The sequence below is a fragment of the Streptomyces sp. NPDC094147 genome (assembly GCF_044764265.1).
In the GTDB taxonomy this organism is placed as follows: Bacteria; Actinomycetota; Actinomycetes; order Streptomycetales; family Streptomycetaceae; genus Streptomyces.
This window is the reverse complement of record NZ_JBIWHT010000002.1, coordinates 145,590-161,324: the sequence shown is the minus strand read 5'-3', so window position 1 is coordinate 161,324 and position 15,735 is coordinate 145,590. Positions and strand designations below refer to the sequence as shown.

At 69.0% G+C, this 15,735-nt stretch carries 12 protein-coding genes; 5 read left to right on the top strand and 7 right to left on the bottom strand.

The features are described from left to right. Positions 1-43: 43 nt before the first annotated feature. The 7 genes from ACIQ8J_RS06135 to ACIQ8J_RS06105 all read right to left on the bottom strand — a co-directional run bounded on the left by ACIQ8J_RS06135 (position 44) and on the right by ACIQ8J_RS06105 (position 11,020). Positions 44-1,195, bottom strand: coding sequence for an ABC transporter ATP-binding protein (locus ACIQ8J_RS06135; protein ID WP_403267207.1), 1,152 nt, complete (start codon positions 1,193-1,195; stop codon positions 44-46). Next, positions 1,188-2,243, bottom strand: a complete 1,056-nt coding sequence (locus ACIQ8J_RS06130) for an ABC transporter ATP-binding protein (protein ID WP_403267210.1) — start codon at positions 2,241-2,243, stop codon at positions 1,188-1,190. The genes ACIQ8J_RS06135 and ACIQ8J_RS06130 overlap by 8 nt, the downstream gene beginning before the upstream one ends. A gap of 17 nt (positions 2,244-2,260) precedes the next feature. After that, positions 2,261-3,190, bottom strand: a complete 930-nt coding sequence (locus tag ACIQ8J_RS06125; RefSeq protein WP_403267212.1) for an ABC transporter permease — start codon at positions 3,188-3,190, stop codon at positions 2,261-2,263. Positions 3,191-3,221: 31 nt separating this feature from the next. Beyond that, positions 3,222-4,145, bottom strand: a complete 924-nt coding sequence (locus tag ACIQ8J_RS06120) for an ABC transporter permease (RefSeq protein ID WP_399054413.1) — start codon at positions 4,143-4,145, stop codon at positions 3,222-3,224. Positions 4,146-4,317: 172 nt separating this feature from the next. After that, positions 4,318-5,970 (bottom strand): ABC transporter substrate-binding protein, encoded by a 1,653-nt coding sequence (locus ACIQ8J_RS06115; protein ID WP_403267215.1) that lies wholly within the window; start codon positions 5,968-5,970, stop codon positions 4,318-4,320. Between the two features lie 501 nt (positions 5,971-6,471). Then, positions 6,472-8,379: a translational GTPase TypA gene (gene typA / locus ACIQ8J_RS06110; protein WP_403267217.1), complete on the bottom strand. Its 1,908-nt coding sequence runs from the start codon at positions 8,377-8,379 to the stop codon at positions 6,472-6,474. A gap of 301 nt (positions 8,380-8,680) precedes the next feature. After that, entirely contained in the window at positions 8,681-11,020 is a 2,340-nt protein-coding gene (locus ACIQ8J_RS06105; protein ID WP_403267220.1) for an ABC transporter family substrate-binding protein, read from the bottom strand. Positions 11,021-11,327: 307 nt separating this feature from the next. Between ACIQ8J_RS06105 and ACIQ8J_RS06100 the strand changes: the two genes are divergently transcribed. The 5 genes from ACIQ8J_RS06100 (at position 11,328) to ACIQ8J_RS06080 (ending at position 15,718) form a co-directional block, all read left to right on the top strand. Next, positions 11,328-11,624, top strand: coding sequence for a hypothetical protein (locus ACIQ8J_RS06100; protein ID WP_403267223.1), 297 nt, complete (start codon positions 11,328-11,330; stop codon positions 11,622-11,624). Between the two features lie 18 nt (positions 11,625-11,642). Continuing rightward, a complete protein-coding gene (locus ACIQ8J_RS06095) occupies positions 11,643-12,473 on the top strand; it encodes a hypothetical protein (protein ID WP_403267226.1) in 831 nt (276 codons plus the stop codon). A gap of 15 nt (positions 12,474-12,488) precedes the next feature. Further along, positions 12,489-14,420, top strand: coding sequence for a fumarate reductase/succinate dehydrogenase flavoprotein subunit (locus ACIQ8J_RS06090; RefSeq protein WP_403267229.1), 1,932 nt, complete (start codon positions 12,489-12,491; stop codon positions 14,418-14,420). Next, positions 14,417-15,187, top strand: a complete 771-nt coding sequence (locus ACIQ8J_RS06085; protein WP_403267232.1) for a succinate dehydrogenase/fumarate reductase iron-sulfur subunit — start codon at positions 14,417-14,419, stop codon at positions 15,185-15,187. Before ACIQ8J_RS06090 ends, ACIQ8J_RS06085 begins: the two co-directional genes overlap by 4 nt. A 213-nt stretch (positions 15,188-15,400) precedes the next feature. After that, entirely contained in the window at positions 15,401-15,718 is a 318-nt protein-coding gene (locus tag ACIQ8J_RS06080) for a hypothetical protein (protein WP_403267235.1), read from the top strand. Positions 15,719-15,735 lie beyond the last annotated feature (17 nt).

The window sequence follows — 15,735 nt, the reverse complement described above, 5'->3', positions numbered from 1 at the left end:
TTCTCTTCCGGATCGGAGGAGAACCACGGGCCCGGCCGCCGGATCACGCCGCGCCGACGACGTCCTTCTCCTCGGCGAAGTGACAGGCCGACTCGTGCGCGGCCGGAGTGTCCTGTCCCGCGAACCGCTCCGGGACGGCGAGCACCGGCACCTCGGTGGCGCAGCGGTCCTCGGCCTTCCAGCAGCGGGTGCGGAAGCGGCAGCCCGACGGCGGGTTGGCCGGCGAGGGCACGTCACCGGTGAGGATGATCCGCTCGCGGTGCTCGCGGGCCTCCGGGTCCGGGACCGGGACGGCCGAGAGCAGTGCCTGGGTGTACGGGTGCGTGGGGTGCTCGTAGATCTGCTGGTCGGTGCCGATCTCGGCCATCTTGCCGAGGTACATCACGCCGACCCGGTCGGAGATGTGCCGGACGATCGACAGGTCGTGCGCGATGAAGATGTAGGACAGGTTGAACTCGTCCTGCAGCTTCGCCATCAGGTTGATGACCTGCGCCTGGACGGACACGTCCAGGGCGGAGACCGGCTCGTCGCAGATGATGATCTCGGGGTTCAGGGCCAGGCCGCGGGCGATGCCGATGCGCTGGCGCTGACCGCCGGAGAACTGGTGCGGGTACCGGTTGATGTACTCCGGGTTGAGACCCACGACGTCCAGGAGCTCCTGGACCTTGCGCCGCCGGTCGCCCTTCGGAGCCACCTCGGGGTGGATCTCGAACGGCTCCCCGATGATGTCGCCCACCGTCATGCGCGGGTTGAGCGAGGTGTACGGGTCCTGGAACACCATCTGGATGTTGCGGCGGACGGCCTTCAGGGCGCGCCCGGACAGCTTGGTGATGTCCTGGCCCTTGTAGAAGACCTCGCCGGCGGTCGCCGCCTCCAGGAGCATGAGCACCTTGGCGACGGTGGACTTGCCGCAGCCGGACTCGCCGACGATGCCGAGCGTCTCGCCCTGGAAGAGGTCGAAGGAGATGCCGTCGACGGCCTTGACCGCGCCGATCTGCTTCTTGAACAGGATGCCCTGGGTCAGCGGGAAGTGCTTGACCAGGTTGCGCACCTGAAGGATCGGCTCACCGCGGTCGACCGGGGCCTCGATGGCGGCCACGGCCTCCGCCTCGGTGGCCGCGTCGACCGTTTCGACCTCGGTGACGTTGGGGGTGGCGTCGTCCACGGCGTCGTCCCTCTTGTTCGTGTCAGCCATGGATCTGCTCCTTCCAGAAGTGGCAGGCACTGCCGCGACCGACCAGCTCGGTGCCGTCCCGCTCGGTCACCGGCAGGAGTGCCGGAACGTCGGTACGGCAGATGTCCTGCGCCTTGGGGCAGCGCGGGTTGAAGGCGCAACCGGACGGCGCCTTCAGCAGGTTGGGCGGCAGGCCCTTGATCGCGTACAGCTCCTGGCCCTTCTGGTCCAGGCGCGGGATCGAGTCGAGCAGACCCCGCGTGTACGGGTGCGCGGGGCGCTTGTAGATCTCGTGGACCGGGGCCTCCTCGACGATCCGGCCCGCGTACATCACCGCGATCTTGTCGGCGACGTCGGCGACCACACCCAGGTCGTGGGTGATCAGGATGAGCCCCATGTTGTACTCGCGCTGGAGGTCCTGGAGCAGGTCCATGACCTGGGCCTGGACCGTCACGTCGAGCGCCGTGGTGGGCTCGTCCGCGATGATCAGGTCGGGCTCCAGGGCCATCGCCATGGCGATCATGATGCGCTGGCGCATGCCGCCGGAGAACTGGTGCGGGTAGTCGTTGACCCGGCTGCGGGCAGCGGGGATCTTCACCCGCTCCATCAGCTCGATGGACTTGACCTTGGCGTCCTTCTTGGACATGCCCTGGTGGACGCGGAACATCTCGCCCAGCTGGTTGCCGACGGAGAACACCGGGTTGAGCGCGGACAGCGCGTCCTGGAAGATCATCGCCATCTTCGGGCCGCGCAGCTTGCGCCGCTCGCTCTCCGGGAGCTTCAGGATGTCCTGGCCCTGGAAGAGGATCTCGCCCTTGGCGACCCGCCCGGGAGGCGAGTCGAGGATGCCCATGATGGCCTGGGCCGTCACGGACTTGCCGGAGCCCGACTCGCCGAGCACGGCGAGCGTCTCGCCGGACTTGACGCTGTAGTTGACGCCGTTGACGGCCTTGACGATGCCCTCGCGGGTCTTGAACTCGACGTGCAGGTCGCGCACGTCGAGCACCGGGCCGTCGCTGTCGCCGGCCCGCTGGCCGGGCACTTCCGCGGTCACGTGTGCAGTAGTCATGTGGTGGTGCCGCCCTTCTAGCGCAGCTTCGGGTCAAGGGCGTCGCGGAGCCCGTCACCAACGAAAACGAAGCCAAGGACCGTCAGCACGATCGCGATGCTGGGGTAGGTCCACAGGTAGTCCTTGACGCCCATGAAGTCCTTGGCGGCGGCCAGCATGTTGCCCCACTCCGGGGTCTCCGGGCTGACGCCGACGCCCAGGAAGGACAGCGACGCCTCGGCCACGATGGCGCCACCGACGTTGAAGGCGGCGTACGCCATCACGGCGGCGATGGAGTTGGGGATGATGTGCCGCACGATGATCCGCGAGGTACTCGCGCCCAGGGCCCGAGCGGCGTGCACGTAGTCGGCCTCTCGGACGGAGAGGATCGAGCTGCGCAGCAGTCGGGAGACCGTCGGCCAGGAGAAGACGGCCAGCGAGATGATCACAGGCATCACGCCGCGGCCCATCACGATGATGATCACGATGGCGCCGATGAGCAGCGGGAAGGCGAAGAAGACGTCGGCGATGCGCATCAGGACGGAGTCGGTGGCGCGGCCGAAGTAGCCGGCCAGCGAACCCACGATGACGCCGATGAGGCAGGCCAGGAAGATCGATGCCAGGCCGACGATGACGGCGATGCGGCTGCCGTAGATGATGCGCGAGAACTGGTCGCGGCCCAGCGCGTCGGTGCCGAGCCAGTGTGAACCGCCCGGCGCCTGAAGGGTGTTGGTGAGGTCCTGGTGGTACGGGTCCGCGGGCGCGATCAGCGGAGCGAAGATCGCGACGAGGAACAGCAGGCCGACCAGCGCGAGGCCGACGACGGCAAGCTTGTTGGCGAGGAAGCGGTGGCGGATCTCGCCCCACTGGGTGACGCGGGCGACGGCGGGTTCCGCCTCTGCCTTCGCGTCGTTCGCCGGAGCGTTCGCGCCCCCCGCCGACGCTGTGCTCTTGGTGAGCTCGGTCATGGGTGTGACTCCTAGAACGGGCTGCCTGGGATCAGGCGAGACGGATGCGCGGGTCGAGGACCGCGTACAACAGGTCGACGATCAGGTTGAGCAGCACGAACACGGCGACGCCGAAGGTCACCACGCCGATGATGATCGGGTTGTTCTGCTGCTGTACCGCGGTGACCAGGGCGAGCCCGATGCCGTCCCAGTTGAAGATCGCCTCGGTGATGAGAGCGCCACCGAGCAGCGTGCCGAAGGAGATACCCAGGTAGGTGACCACCGGGATGATCGAGTTGCGCATGACGTGCTTGAAGAGCACGGTCCGCTGCGGCAGACCCTTCGCGATGGCCGTCTTGACGTAGTCGGCCCGCAGCACCTCCAGCATGGTGCCGCGCATGAGTCTGGCGACGAGTGCGGCGTCGAGGATGGCGAGCGTGAAGGCCGGCAGGATCAGCGACTTCATCGTGCCGTCGGAGATCAGCGGGACCCATTCGAGCTGGACCACGAAGACCTTCTGCAGCACCATGCCGATGACGAAGGACGGGAAGCCGACCGCCATCGTGGTGAGCAGCGTGATCAGCACGTCCCAGAAGGAGTACCGGAACAGGGCGGCGATCAGTCCGGCCAGCAGGCCGATGACGATGTCGATGAGGATGGCCGCCACCGCCAGCTCCGCGGTGTTGACCAGCTTGGGCTTCAACACCTCGGTCACCGGGCGCCGTTGGGTGAAGTCCTCACCCAGGTCGCCCTTGGCCAGGTTCTGAACGAAATGGCCGTACTGCACGGGGAGCGGGTCGTTCAGCCCGTACCTCTCCCGGAGCTGTTCCACGACGGCGGGGTCGCGGGCCTTGTCACCGCCGAGCGAACCCACCGGGTCGCCGGGGAGGACGAAGAGACAGCAGAAAAGAACAATCGTCGCACCGAAGAGGACGACCACCATCTGCCCGAGTCGCCGAATCACGTATCTGCCCACGATGCCTCCTTCACTTACTGAGCGTGGGGGTTGGCGGCTTCATCCGATCGGGAGAGCGGCCGCGGCGGGCGCCGGTCCGAGGGGGTGCGCCCGTGACTGAGCGAAGGCCGTGGGGGAGCGAAGAAGTGCTCCGACCCCCACGACCTTCGCCTACCTGCTATGAGGAGGTGTGCTACTTCGACGCGATCTCGGCGAGATTCGGGTTCTCGAAGAAGTCCAGCTTCACGTTGGTGAACTTCGTGGTGTCGGCCAGACGGAACTGGGTGCGCTTCCACAGCGGGATGAGGCCCTGGTCCGTGTCGACGGCGAGCTTCTCGGCCTGCTGGTAGACCTTGGCGCGGGCGGCCGGGTCCTTGGTGCCGCGGGCCTGCGTGATCAGCTTGTCGAACTCCGGGTTGGTGTAGCGACCGCGGTTGTCACCGAGCGCCTTGCCGGTCTTCGGGTCCGCGTTGATCGAGCCCGAGTCGAGCAGCGGGTACAGGAAGTTGTCCGGGGTCGGGTAGTCCGCGCCCCACGCCGAGCGCCACAGGCCGCTCGTCGCCTGGTCCTGCTGCTGGGACAGCGCCTCCTTGAACGGCTTGCCGTTCAGCTTGACGTTGAGGCCGAGGACGTCCTTCAGCTGCTGTGCGACAGCCTGGACCCACTCCTCGTGACCGGCGCCCGTGTTGTAGCCGAAGTCGAGCTCGGTGCCCGGCTTCAGACCGCCCTTGGCCGCGTACTCCTTGGCCTTCGCCGGGTCCTGCTTCACGCAGGAGGTGCAGACACCGTCCTGGTAGGTGTCCGCGAAGGACGGCGGCAGCACGGAGGTGGCGGGCTTCTGCATGCCCTGGAAGACGCCCTTGGCGATGGCCTCGCGGTCGATCGCGTACGAGATCGCCTTGCGCGCGTCGGGGTTGTTGAGCGGAGCGTTCTGGTTGAAGGCGACCAGGTAGTTGATACCGCTGGTGTCGGCCTCGATCCATTCCTTCTTCGGCTCGAACTTGGCCTTCGCGACCGGCATCTGCGGCGTGGGCATGCGCGCCCAGTCGAACTGGCCGGACTGGAAGCCCTGGTATTCCAGGGTGACGCCGTTGGCCGAGTTGAGGATGGAGATCTCAACCTTGTCGAGCTTGGCCTTGGTCAGACCGTAGTCGTCGTTGCGGAGCAGCGTGATCGACTTGTTGTGCTGCCACGAACCGTCCATCTTGAACGGGCCGTTGCCGATCGGGGCGTCGTTGTACGCCTTGTTGGTCGCGGCGCCGGCGACCTTCGGGACCGGGCTGAAGACGGTGTGCACGGTCTTCTTGTCGAACTCGAAGTCCGGAGCGGACAGCTGCACCTTGAGGGTGTTGGCGTCCGGCGCGGTCAGACCGCTGAACTTGTCGCTCGTGCCGCCGTTGAGCTCCTTGTAGCCCTCGATGCCTTCCATCGGGTAGGCGACGTCGGAGGCGGAGGCCTTGGCCGCGACACGGGTCCAACCGCGGATGAACGCCTCGGCGTCCACCACTTCGCCGTTGGTGAACTTGGTGCCGGACTTGATCTTGAAGGTCCAGGTCTTGCCGTCGTCGCTGGTCGTCACGGACTCGGCGAGCTGCGGGATGAGCTTCCCGTCCGGCGTCGCGTTGTACAGCCCGGTGAACAGGTTGTGCGCGACGAGGCTGCCCTCAGACTCCTGGACGTTGTACGGGTCGATGGCCACGGGCTCCGTGATGCCCAGGCGGAACGTGCCGCCCGCCTTCCCGGCCCCGCTGGTGCTCTTGTCCCCGCCGCCACCGCCACAGGCGGTCGCAGCCAGGGCGATGATTGCCGCTCCCGCGACCCACTTGGCGCTCGTAGCACCACGCATGGGTTTCCTCCTCATGAGTCCACTTGTCACTACAAGAGAGGCACTTCTACGCGCGCTGACACCCCTGACAGCGCTTTTACGTCAAGTGCCCCGAGTGTGCTCGTGAGTCGGCACTCCCCACAGTGCGTGACCCATTGACCCGAGCTCAATGGAGCCAACTATTAAGTACGGCCGGGCTGTAAACCACACTTAAAGGGTCTCGTTTTGACAACATCAGTAACGGTCAACGGCCCGAAATCCGGACAAAATGAGCACAGACAGACACACCCGAAACGGACCGTTAACACATCTTCCGGTGACCGCTGCTCGATATCCGAACAGGATGGCCGTTAAAACGACTTGACCGTAGGACGTCCCGGCCACAGTCCGCGAGGCTCTTTGACAGTCCTTTGAACGCGGTCCCCCGCAGGTGTGCACCCGGCCGTCCAAACACGAACACCAACGCCGAAGGCCCGGCCCCGCGACGAGTCGCGGAGCCGGGCCTTCGGGGCGTACGGAGTGTCAGCCGCGCTTGGCGCGGGAGGCGGTGCGGCCGCGCTCCTTGGCGTCCAGGACGACCTTGCGGATGCGCACGGCCTCCGGGGTCACCTCGACGCACTCGTCGTCGCGGCAGAACTCCAGGGACTGCTCCAGGGAGAGCTTGCGGGCCGGGACCACGTTCTCCGTGTTGTCCGCGGAGGCCGCACGCATGTTGGTGAGCTTCTTCTCCTTGGTGATGTTCACGTCCATGTCGTCGGCGCGCGAGTTCTCGCCGACGATCATGCCCTCGTAGACCTCGGTGCCGGGCTCGGTGAACAGCACACCGCGCTCCTGCAGGTTGATCATGGCGAAGGGGGTGACCGAACCGGCGCGGTCGGCGACGAGGGAGCCGTTGTTACGGGTCGTCAGCGTGCCGAACCACGGCTCGTGGCCCTCGTGGATCGAGTGGGCGATGCCGGTGCCGCGGGTGTTGGTCAGGAACTCCGTACGGAAGCCGATGAGGCCGCGGGACGGGACGACGAACTCCATGCGGACCCAGCCGGAACCGTGGTTGGACATGTTGTCCATGCGGCCCTTGCGGACACCCATGAGCTGCGTGACCGCGCCCATGTGCTCCTCGGGGACGTCGACGGTCAGGCGCTCGACCGGCTCGTGCGTCTTGCCGTCGACCTGCTTGGTGACGACCTGCGGCTTGCCGATGGTGAGCTCGAAGCCCTCGCGGCGCATCTGCTCGACCAGGATCGCCAGCGCGAGCTCACCGCGGCCCTGGACCTCCCAGGCGTCCGGGCGCTCGGTGTCGAGCACGCGGAGCGAGACGTTGCCGATCAGCTCGCGGTCCAGGCGGTCCTTGACCTGACGGGCCGTCACCTTGCGGTCCTTGACGGTCGCCTTGGCGTCGGCGCCCTTGCCGGAGCCGCCGCGGCCGACGAGCGGCGAGGTGTTGGTGCCGATGGTCATCGAGATGGCCGGCTGGTCGACCGTGATCAGCGGCAGCGCGATCGGGTTCTCCGGGTCGGCCAGGGTCTCGCCGATCATGATCTCGGGGATGCCCGCGACCGCGCAGATGTCACCGGGGCCGGCCACCTCGGCGGGCTTGCGGGTGAGCGCCTCGGTCATCATCAGCTCGGTGATGCGGACGTTGGAGATGGTGCCGTCCCGCTTGATCCACGCGACCGTCTGGCCCTTGCGCAGCTCGCCCTGCTCGACGCGGAGCAGCGCGATGCGGCCGAGGAAGTTGTCGGCGTCGAGGTTGGTGACGTGGGCCTGCAGCGGGGCGGTCTCGTCGTACTCGGGGGCCGGGACGTGGGAGAGGATCGTCGAGAAGAACGGCTCCAGGTTGTCGCTGTCGGCCGGGACGGTGCCGTCCTCCGGCTTGGTCAGCGACGCGACGCCGTCACGGGCGCAGGCGTAGACGATCGGGAACTCGATCTGGTCCTCGTCCGCGTCCAGGTCCAGGAACAGGTCGTAGGTCTCGTTGACGACCTCGTCGATCCGGGAGTCCGGGCGGTCCGTCTTGTTGATGCAGAGGATGACGGGCAGGCGCTGCTGGAGCGCCTTGCGGAGCACGAAGCGGGTCTGCGGCAGCGGGCCCTCGGAGGCGTCGACGAGGAGGACCACCGCGTCCACCATCGACAGACCGCGCTCGACCTCGCCACCGAAGTCGGCGTGGCCCGGGGTGTCGATGATGTTGATGGTGATGACGTCGCCGCCATCCTTGGGGTGGTACTTGACGGCCGTGTTCTTGGCCAGGATCGTGATGCCCTTCTCACGCTCCAGGTCGTTGCTGTCCATCATGCGGTCGTCGAGCGACTCGGCGGCGTGCGCGGCGAAGGCACCGGCCTGCTTGAGCATGGCGTCGACCAGGGTGGTCTTGCCGTGGTCGACGTGGGCGACGATGGCGACGTTACGGATGTCGTGGCGCGTGGGCATGCTGGCTAGCGCTTCTCTCGATCGTGGGATCAGGCGTCTGACGCGGTCGAGTCCTCGTCCGCCCGCCGGGCAGACAGGCCACGGCTGCCTCCATGGTACGGGGCCGCCGCGCCGACGGCCTCCCGGGCCGATTCCGGCGATCTTCGAGCAGGGGTTGGCGTCGTGATTGAGCCTGGGTCAGGGGCATGCACGACCTTGCCCGCCGACCGGGTCGGCGGGCAAGTGACTTGAGCTGGTTCTGAGCTTCGGGCCGGGTTTCCGTCCCGCGCCTGACCTGCTGGTTCTTCTTCTCCTTACGCGACTACTTCTTAGTGTTCGCGGAGCTGTCGCGCGCCGTTTCCGGCTTCTTGAACCCGATGTCCTGGAAGTGCGGGGCGGCAAAGCCGAAGGCGCCGGCATTGGCGACGTTCGGCTTCACGGCGACCAGCTGGGGACGCTGGTAGAGCGGGATCGAGCCGGCCGCCGCCCAGATCCTGGCGTCGGCCTTCTTCACCAGGTCACGGGCCTCGTCCTCGTCCAACGCGCCGGCCGCCTGCTCGAAGAGCTGGTCGATGTGGTCGGTGCCGACCCGGCTGTAGTTCTGCTCGACAAGCAGCGAGCCGTCCGCCGCGGGCTCCGGCTTGGCGAAGATCGGCCGGTCGTCGGTGGCCGGATAGGCGGTGCCGGGCCACGAGTAGAGCGCCAGGTCGAAGTCGCCCGAGGCGATGTGGTCCTTGAAGTAGCTGTCGTCGGCGACCTTGACGATCTCGGTGTTGACGCCGACCGCCTTCAGCATCGCCACGATCTTGTCGCCCACGCCGCGCAGCGCCTCGGAACCGGGGCCCGACGGCAGGACGAAGCGCAGGGTGAGGGGCTTGCCGTCCTTGCCGAGCGGGCCGCCGGCGGCCGGCGCCGCGGTGCCCTTGGGGGCGTACGCGCCGGGGGCGCCGCCCTTCAGCCGGGCCTCGGTCTTGGTGCGCTTGTCGGTGGCGGCCTTGTTCGCCTGCTCGGCGGGCTCGCCGTCGAAGAGCCGGGCCTGGCGCAGCAGCGCGATCTTCTGGAGGGCGGCGGTGCGGGCCGGGGCGAGCACATGCGTACCCGATCCGGCGCCGGATCCGGAGCTGCCGGGCTTGTCGTCGCCGACGATGTAGGTGCCCTCGTCGTTGGGGTGGTTCCCGCTCGCCCGGCGCTTGCCGTCGTCGGTCTCGTTCTCGGCGTCCTCGGCATTGCCGCCGGCCTTGGCTGCGCCGTCCTTGGGCTTCTGGCGGGCGCCACTGACCGTCCACCCGGCGTCGGCGAGCAGCGCCCGCGCCTCCTGGCCGTCGTGGCTGCCCAGCGCGTCGCTGCTGTCCGTGTACGCGTCCTGCCCGACCAGTGCGAGATGGCTGCCGGGCGGCTGCGCGGGCAGCCCGAGCGGCCTGAGCACGGCCTCGGCGAGCTCCTGGCGGTTGAGGGCGCGGGCCACCGCGCGCCGGACCCGCTCGTCGGAGAGCGGACCGGAGGCGCCGTTCAGGGCGAGCTGGGTGTAGGCGGGCTCCAGCGTCTTGCGGATGGCGAAGCCGCGCAGCGCGCTCTGCTCGGTGGCGTACTTCTCGACGGCCGCCGTCTGCTCCTTGCGGGCCGTGACCTCCGCCTCGGCCTTGTCGTCGTCGCCGCTGTGCGCGATGGCCCAGGAGTGCAGCGCGGAGGCGGGGGTGATGGCGGCGCCGGGTCCGTGGGTGAGTACCTGGCCGCCCTGGTCGCGTTCGGCGAGCTTGATGCGGTCGGCGTCCGCGCGGTCGATCTCGGCGAGGTCGACGCTGCCGTCGGCGAGGGCGGCCGCCCGCTTGTCGCGCGGCACGGCCTGCAGGACCAGGGTGTCCAGCTTGGCGAGGTGCCCCCACCAGCGCGGGTTGCGGTCCAGGGTGATGGTGCCCTTGGCGCGATCGGCGTCCTTGAGGCGGAACGGTCCCGCGGTGGCCTTCAGCTTCTGCCGGGCGCCGTCGTTGAAGGCGTCCGGGGTGCCGGTGACGTCCTTCGGGTAGAGCGGGCTGAACAGGGAGCGCCAGTCCGCGTACGGCTTGGCGAAGGTGACCTTGACCTCCAGGTCGTTGGCGCCTTTCTCGATCTTCTCGATGCGCTCGTATCCGGCGTTGCGGGCGGTCCAGTACGCCGACTCCTTGCCGCTGAGCGCGCGCCACTGGGCGACGAAGTCGGGGGCGCCGATCTCGCGGCCGTCGCTCCACACCGCCTTCTGGTTCAGCTTGTAGAGCACGACCTGTTTGGGTTCGCGCTGGACGATCTCGGCGGATTCCAGGTAGTCGGCGTTGCGCTGCGGCCGGCCCCGCTCGTCCAGGGTGAACAGCGCGGGCAGCACCGCCTGGGCGACCCGCTGGGTCGCGGTGTCGGCGTCGGCCTGGAAGGTGTTGAGGGTCTCGGGCATCGCGTCGACGGCCCACTTCAAGGTGCCCCCGTCGGCGACCTGCGCCCGCGCCGCGACCCCGATGTCCTGGGGCGCGGCGCCCGCGGTCCCGTGGTCGGCGGAGCCGCAGCCGGTCAGCACGGGGAGCGCGAGCACACCGCTGGTCAGGAGCGCGACGGAGCGCGACCGGACCGAGGCCGCGGTCCGGATCGCCGCGACGATCCGGGGCGCCCTCCCGTTCGGGTCACCGACGTGGGACATGGCTTGTACCTCTTCGTCAGACTTATGGGATTTGATGGCATTTCGCGATGATCACACGTATCCCAGCCACTGAAGAGGACGGGCCCGCCGCCGGGGCGGCGACACGGCGCGGGGCACCCCGAAGCCCACCCGTGCGGCCGAACGCGGCCCGGGGCCGGACTCCTCACGCCGGGCACCCCATAGGGCGCGCGAGCACAATCCGCAACCCCGCAACCCCGTGCACGCACCTTCACAACCGCGTATGTGAGGCGCGACACTCTCAGGCGCATGAACATTGCCACCCGCTCCGGCGAAAGGCAGGCAAGTCATGTCCCTGCAGGACGAGTTGACGGCGGCCCAGCGCTGCCTGGACGACCTGGTGCGCGCGGTAGGACGGCTTGAGGCGCAGGTCGAGCACGGCCTGGACATCAGGCGGGTACGGACCGACGCCGACCATCTGCGCGAGAGCCTCGCACTGCTCCGCGACGCGGCCCCGCCCGCCGGCACCCCCGCCCGCCCCGACCTGGTCACGATCCCCGACGCCCCGTACGACACCTCCCTCTGGACCGACTCGGACGACGAAGGGCTCGGGAGCACCCGGGCCCGCGGCCGGCGCGCCCCCTGACTTCCACTGGAGCCACTCTTGGCCACAGACACCGAACCCTCTCCCCCGGCGGGGGGCGGCACCGGCGTCCACGACGCCTCGCGCGCCGCCATCGCACCCCGCCATCTGCGCACCGACCGCTGGTGGCTCGCCCCGGCCGTGACCGCCGCCGGACTGCTCGCCTTCGTCGTGTACTCGACCTGGCGGGCGTTCGCGAACGCGGACTACTACCACGCGCCGTACGTCTCGCCGTTCTACTCCCCGTGCCTCGCCGACAACTGCGCACCGATGCGGCACGGCCCGAACGCGGACGTCTTCGGCGGCTGGTGGGGCCTGTCCCCCGCGCTCCTGATCCTGATCTTCCCGCTCGGCTTCCGGCTGACCTGCTACTACTACCGCAAGGCGTACTACCGGGGCTTCTGGGCCTCACCGCCCGCCTGCGCGGTCGCCGAGCCGCACACCAAGTACTCCGGCGAGACCCGCTTCCCGCTCATCCTGCAGAACGTCCACCGGTACTTCTTCTACTTCGCGGTCCTGGTCGCCGGGATCCTGACGTACGACACGGTGCTCTCGTTCCGCGACGAGCACTACCGGTGGGGCCACATGGGCCTCGGCAGCCTGGTGTTCCTGGTCAACATCGCGCTGATCTGGACGTACACGCTGTCCTGCCACTCCTGCCGGCACATCATCGGCGGCCGGCTGCGGCACTTCTCCAAGCACCCGGTGCGCTACCGGCTCTGGGGCTGGGTGGGCAAGCTGAATGAGCGTCACATGCTGCTGGCCTGGGCGTCGTTGATCAGCGTCGCGCTCGCCGACTTCTATGTGTACCTCCTGGCCACCGGGGCGTTCGACGATCCGAGGTTCTTCTAAGTGAAGGCAGCCTGAATGACTCAGCTGGAACGGCAGCAGTGGGACGTCGTCGTGGTGGGCGCGGGCGGCGCCGGTCTGCGGGCCGCCATCGAGGCGCGGGAGCGGGGCCGGCGTACGGCGGTGATCTGCAAGTCCCTCTTCGGCAAGGCCCACACCGTCATGGCGGAGGGCGGCATCGCGGCCTCCATGGGCAACGTCAACTCCGGCGACAACTGGCAGGTGCACTTCCGCGACACCATGCGCGGCGGGAAGTTCCTCAACCAGTGGCGGATGGCCGAGCTGCACGCCAGGGAGGCACCGGACCGGGTCTGGGAGCTGGAGACCTGGGGCGCCCTGTTCGACCGCACCGCGGACGGCCGGATCTCGCAGCGCAACTTCGGCGGCCACGAGTACCCGCGCCTCGCGCACGTCGGCGACCGCACCGGCCTGGAACTCATCCGCACCCTCCAGCAGAAGATCGTCTCGCTCCAGCAGGAGGACAAGAAGGAGTTCGGCGACTACGAAGCACGCCTGAAGGTCTTTCAGGAGTGCACCGTCACACGGGTGTTGAAGGACGAGGGCGGCCGCGTCTCGGGGACGTTCTGCTACGAGCGCGAGAGCGGCCGGTTCTTCGTGCTCGAAGCCCCCGCGGTGGTCCTCGCCACCGGTGGCATCGGCAAGTCCTTCAAAGTGACCTCCAACTCGTGGGAGTACACCGGCGACGGCCACGCGCTCGCGCTGCTCGCCGGGGCGCCGCTGCTCAACATGGAGTTCGTGCAGTTCCACCCCACGGGCATGGTCTGGCCGCCCTCGGTGAAGGGCATCCTGGTCACCGAGTCGGTGCGCGGCGACGGCGGGGTGCTGCGCAACGCCGACGGCAGGCGCTTCATGTTCGACTACGTGCCGGACGTCTTCAAGGAGAAGTACGCGGAGTCCGAGGAGGAGGGCGACCGCTGGTACGAGGACCCGGACCACAACCGCCGGCCGCCCGAGCTGCTGCCCCGCGACGAGGTCGCCCGCGCCATCAACTCCGAGGTGAAGGCGGGCCGCGGCTCCCCGCACGGCGGGGTCTTCCTCGACGTGTCGACCCGGATGCCGGCCGAGGTGATCCGGCGCCGGCTGCCGTCCATGTACCACCAGTTCAAGGAGCTGGCGGACGTGGACATCACGGCCGAGGCGATGGAGGTCGGGCCCACCTGCCACTACGTGATGGGCGGCATCGCGGTCGCATCCGACACCGCGGCGGCCCGGGGCGTGCCCGGCCTGTTCGCGGCCGGTGAGGTCGCGGGCGGCATGCACGGCTCCAACCGGCTCGGCGGCAACTCGCTCTCCGACCTGCTGGTGTTCGGCCGGCGGGCCGGGCTGCACGCCGCCGAGTACGCGGCCTCCCTCGCCGTGCGCCCCGCCGTGGACGAGATCCAGATCGACACGGCGGCCGCCGAGGCCCTGCGCCCCTTCAGCGCCGAGGCCCCCGACGACGGCTCCCCCGTCGAGAACCCGTACACCCTCCACCAGGAACTCCAGCAGACCATGAACGACCTGGTCGGCATCATCCGCCGCGAGGGCGAGATGCACGAGGCCCTGCAGAAGCTCGCCGCGCTGCGGGCGCGGGCCCGGCGCGCCGGGGTCGAGGGGCACCGCCAGTTCAACCCGGGCTGGCACCTGGCGCTCGACCTGCGCAACATGCTGCTCGTGAGCGAGTGCGTGGCGCGGGCCGCGCTGGAGCGCACCGAGAGCCGCGGCGGCCACACCCGCGAGGACTGGCCGGCCATGGACCGCGCCTGGCGCCGGGTGAACCTGCTGTGCCAACTCGCCGACCCCACCGAGGGGTTGGCGCCCACCGAAGCGGTGCGCGGCCAGATCAGGCTCGTACGGGAAGAGACCGACCCCATCCGTGCCGACCTGCTCTCCCTCTTCGAGAAGGAGGAGCTGGTCAAGTACCTCGCCGAAGAGGAGCTGTACGAGTGAGTACGTACGATGCGAGCTTCCGGGTCTGGCGGGGCGACACCGGCGGCGGCGAGCTGACCGACTTCACGGTCGAGGTGAACGACGGCGAGGTGGTCCTCGACATCATCCACCGCCTCCAGGCGACCCAGGCGCCCGACCTCGCGGTCCGCTGGAACTGCAAGGCGGGCAAGTGCGGTTCGTGCAGCGCGGAGATCAACGGGCGCCCGCGGCTGATGTGCATGACGCGGATGTCGGTGTTCGACCGGGCGGACGTCATCACCGTAACTCCCCTGCGGGCCTTCCCGGTTGTCCGGGACCTGGTGACCGACGTGTCCTTCAACTACGCGAAGGCGCGCGAGGTCCCGGCGTTCGTCCCGCCGAAGGGGGTGGCGCCGGGCGACTACCGGATGCAGCAGATCGACGTGGAGCGCTCGCAGGAGTTCCGCAAGTGCATCGAGTGCTTCCTGTGCCAGGACACCTGCCACGTGGTGCGCGACCACGAGGAGAACAAGGCGGCCTTCGCGGGCCCGCGCTTCCTGATGCGGGTCGCGGAGCTCGACATGCACCCCTTGGACGCGGCCGCCGAGTCGGGCCTGGACCGCAAGAAGACCGCGCAGGACGACCACGGCCTCGGCTACTGCAACATCACCAAGTGCTGTACGGAGGTGTGCCCCGAGCACATCAAGATCACCGACAATGCGCTGATCCCGCTGAAGGAGCGGGCGGTGGACCGCAAGTACGACCCGCTGGTGTGGCTGGGAAACAAGATCAGGCGCCGCGAGCAGTGAGACGCCGGCTCCAGCCCCTGCGGTAGTCCGCCCGGTCTGGCGGTGGCGGTCGGTGCGGGCGAGGCCGAGCCGGGCGCCCCGCACGGCCGCCCAGGAACCGGCGAACCCAGCCCGTCCGGCGATTGAGGACGCAGGGTGGGGGGGGCACCGGCGCGGGGAGGAACCGGCACCCAGCACTCGCGACCGCACCGTTTCGGCCATACGCTCGCTGATGTGACGCGCCACGCCCGGCACCGCAAAGCCGCCCAGAACCTCACGGTCGCGCTCGCCGCGCTGTGCTGGACGGTGCTGTCCGCCACGGCCGCGTACGCCCGGAGCAGCCACGAAAGCGGCAGCTCCAGCGGCGACCTGGTGCTGCCGATCGCCGTGGTCCTCGCGGCAGCCGCAGCGGCGGGGTACACGTACATCAAGCGCAAGCGGCGCATCAACACCCGTACCACACCCGGCAGTTCACGCCATCAGCGCCCGGCCGCCGCCCCGCCCGCCGAGGAGCCCGAGGAGCCCGACGGCGAGCCCACCGACGCCCCTTAGCCGGGCCCGCCCCCGCC

What these genes read in the sequence shown, in the direction of transcription:
- ACIQ8J_RS06100 (WP_403267223.1), top strand. Translation starts at nt 11,328, where the DNA reads ATGTCCCTGCAGGACGAGTTGACGGCGGCCCAGCGCTGCCTGGACGAC.
- ACIQ8J_RS06090 (WP_403267229.1), top strand. Translation starts at nt 12,489, where the DNA reads ATGACTCAGCTGGAACGGCAGCAGTGGGACGTCGTCGTGGTGGGCGCG.
- ACIQ8J_RS06105 (WP_403267220.1), bottom strand. Translation starts at nt 11,020, where the DNA reads ATGTCCCACGTCGGTGACCCGAACGGGAGGGCGCCCCGGATCGTCGCG.
- ACIQ8J_RS06130 (WP_403267210.1), bottom strand. Translation starts at nt 2,243, where the DNA reads ATGACTACTGCACACGTGACCGCGGAAGTGCCCGGCCAGCGGGCCGGC.
- typA (WP_403267217.1), bottom strand. Translation starts at nt 8,379, where the DNA reads ATGCCCACGCGCCACGACATCCGTAACGTCGCCATCGTCGCCCACGTC.
- ACIQ8J_RS06125 (WP_403267212.1), bottom strand. Translation starts at nt 3,190, where the DNA reads ATGACCGAGCTCACCAAGAGCACAGCGTCGGCGGGGGGCGCGAACGCT.
- ACIQ8J_RS06115 (WP_403267215.1), bottom strand. Translation starts at nt 5,970, where the DNA reads ATGCGTGGTGCTACGAGCGCCAAGTGGGTCGCGGGAGCGGCAATCATC.
- ACIQ8J_RS06135 (WP_403267207.1), bottom strand. Translation starts at nt 1,195, where the DNA reads ATGGCTGACACGAACAAGAGGGACGACGCCGTGGACGACGCCACCCCC.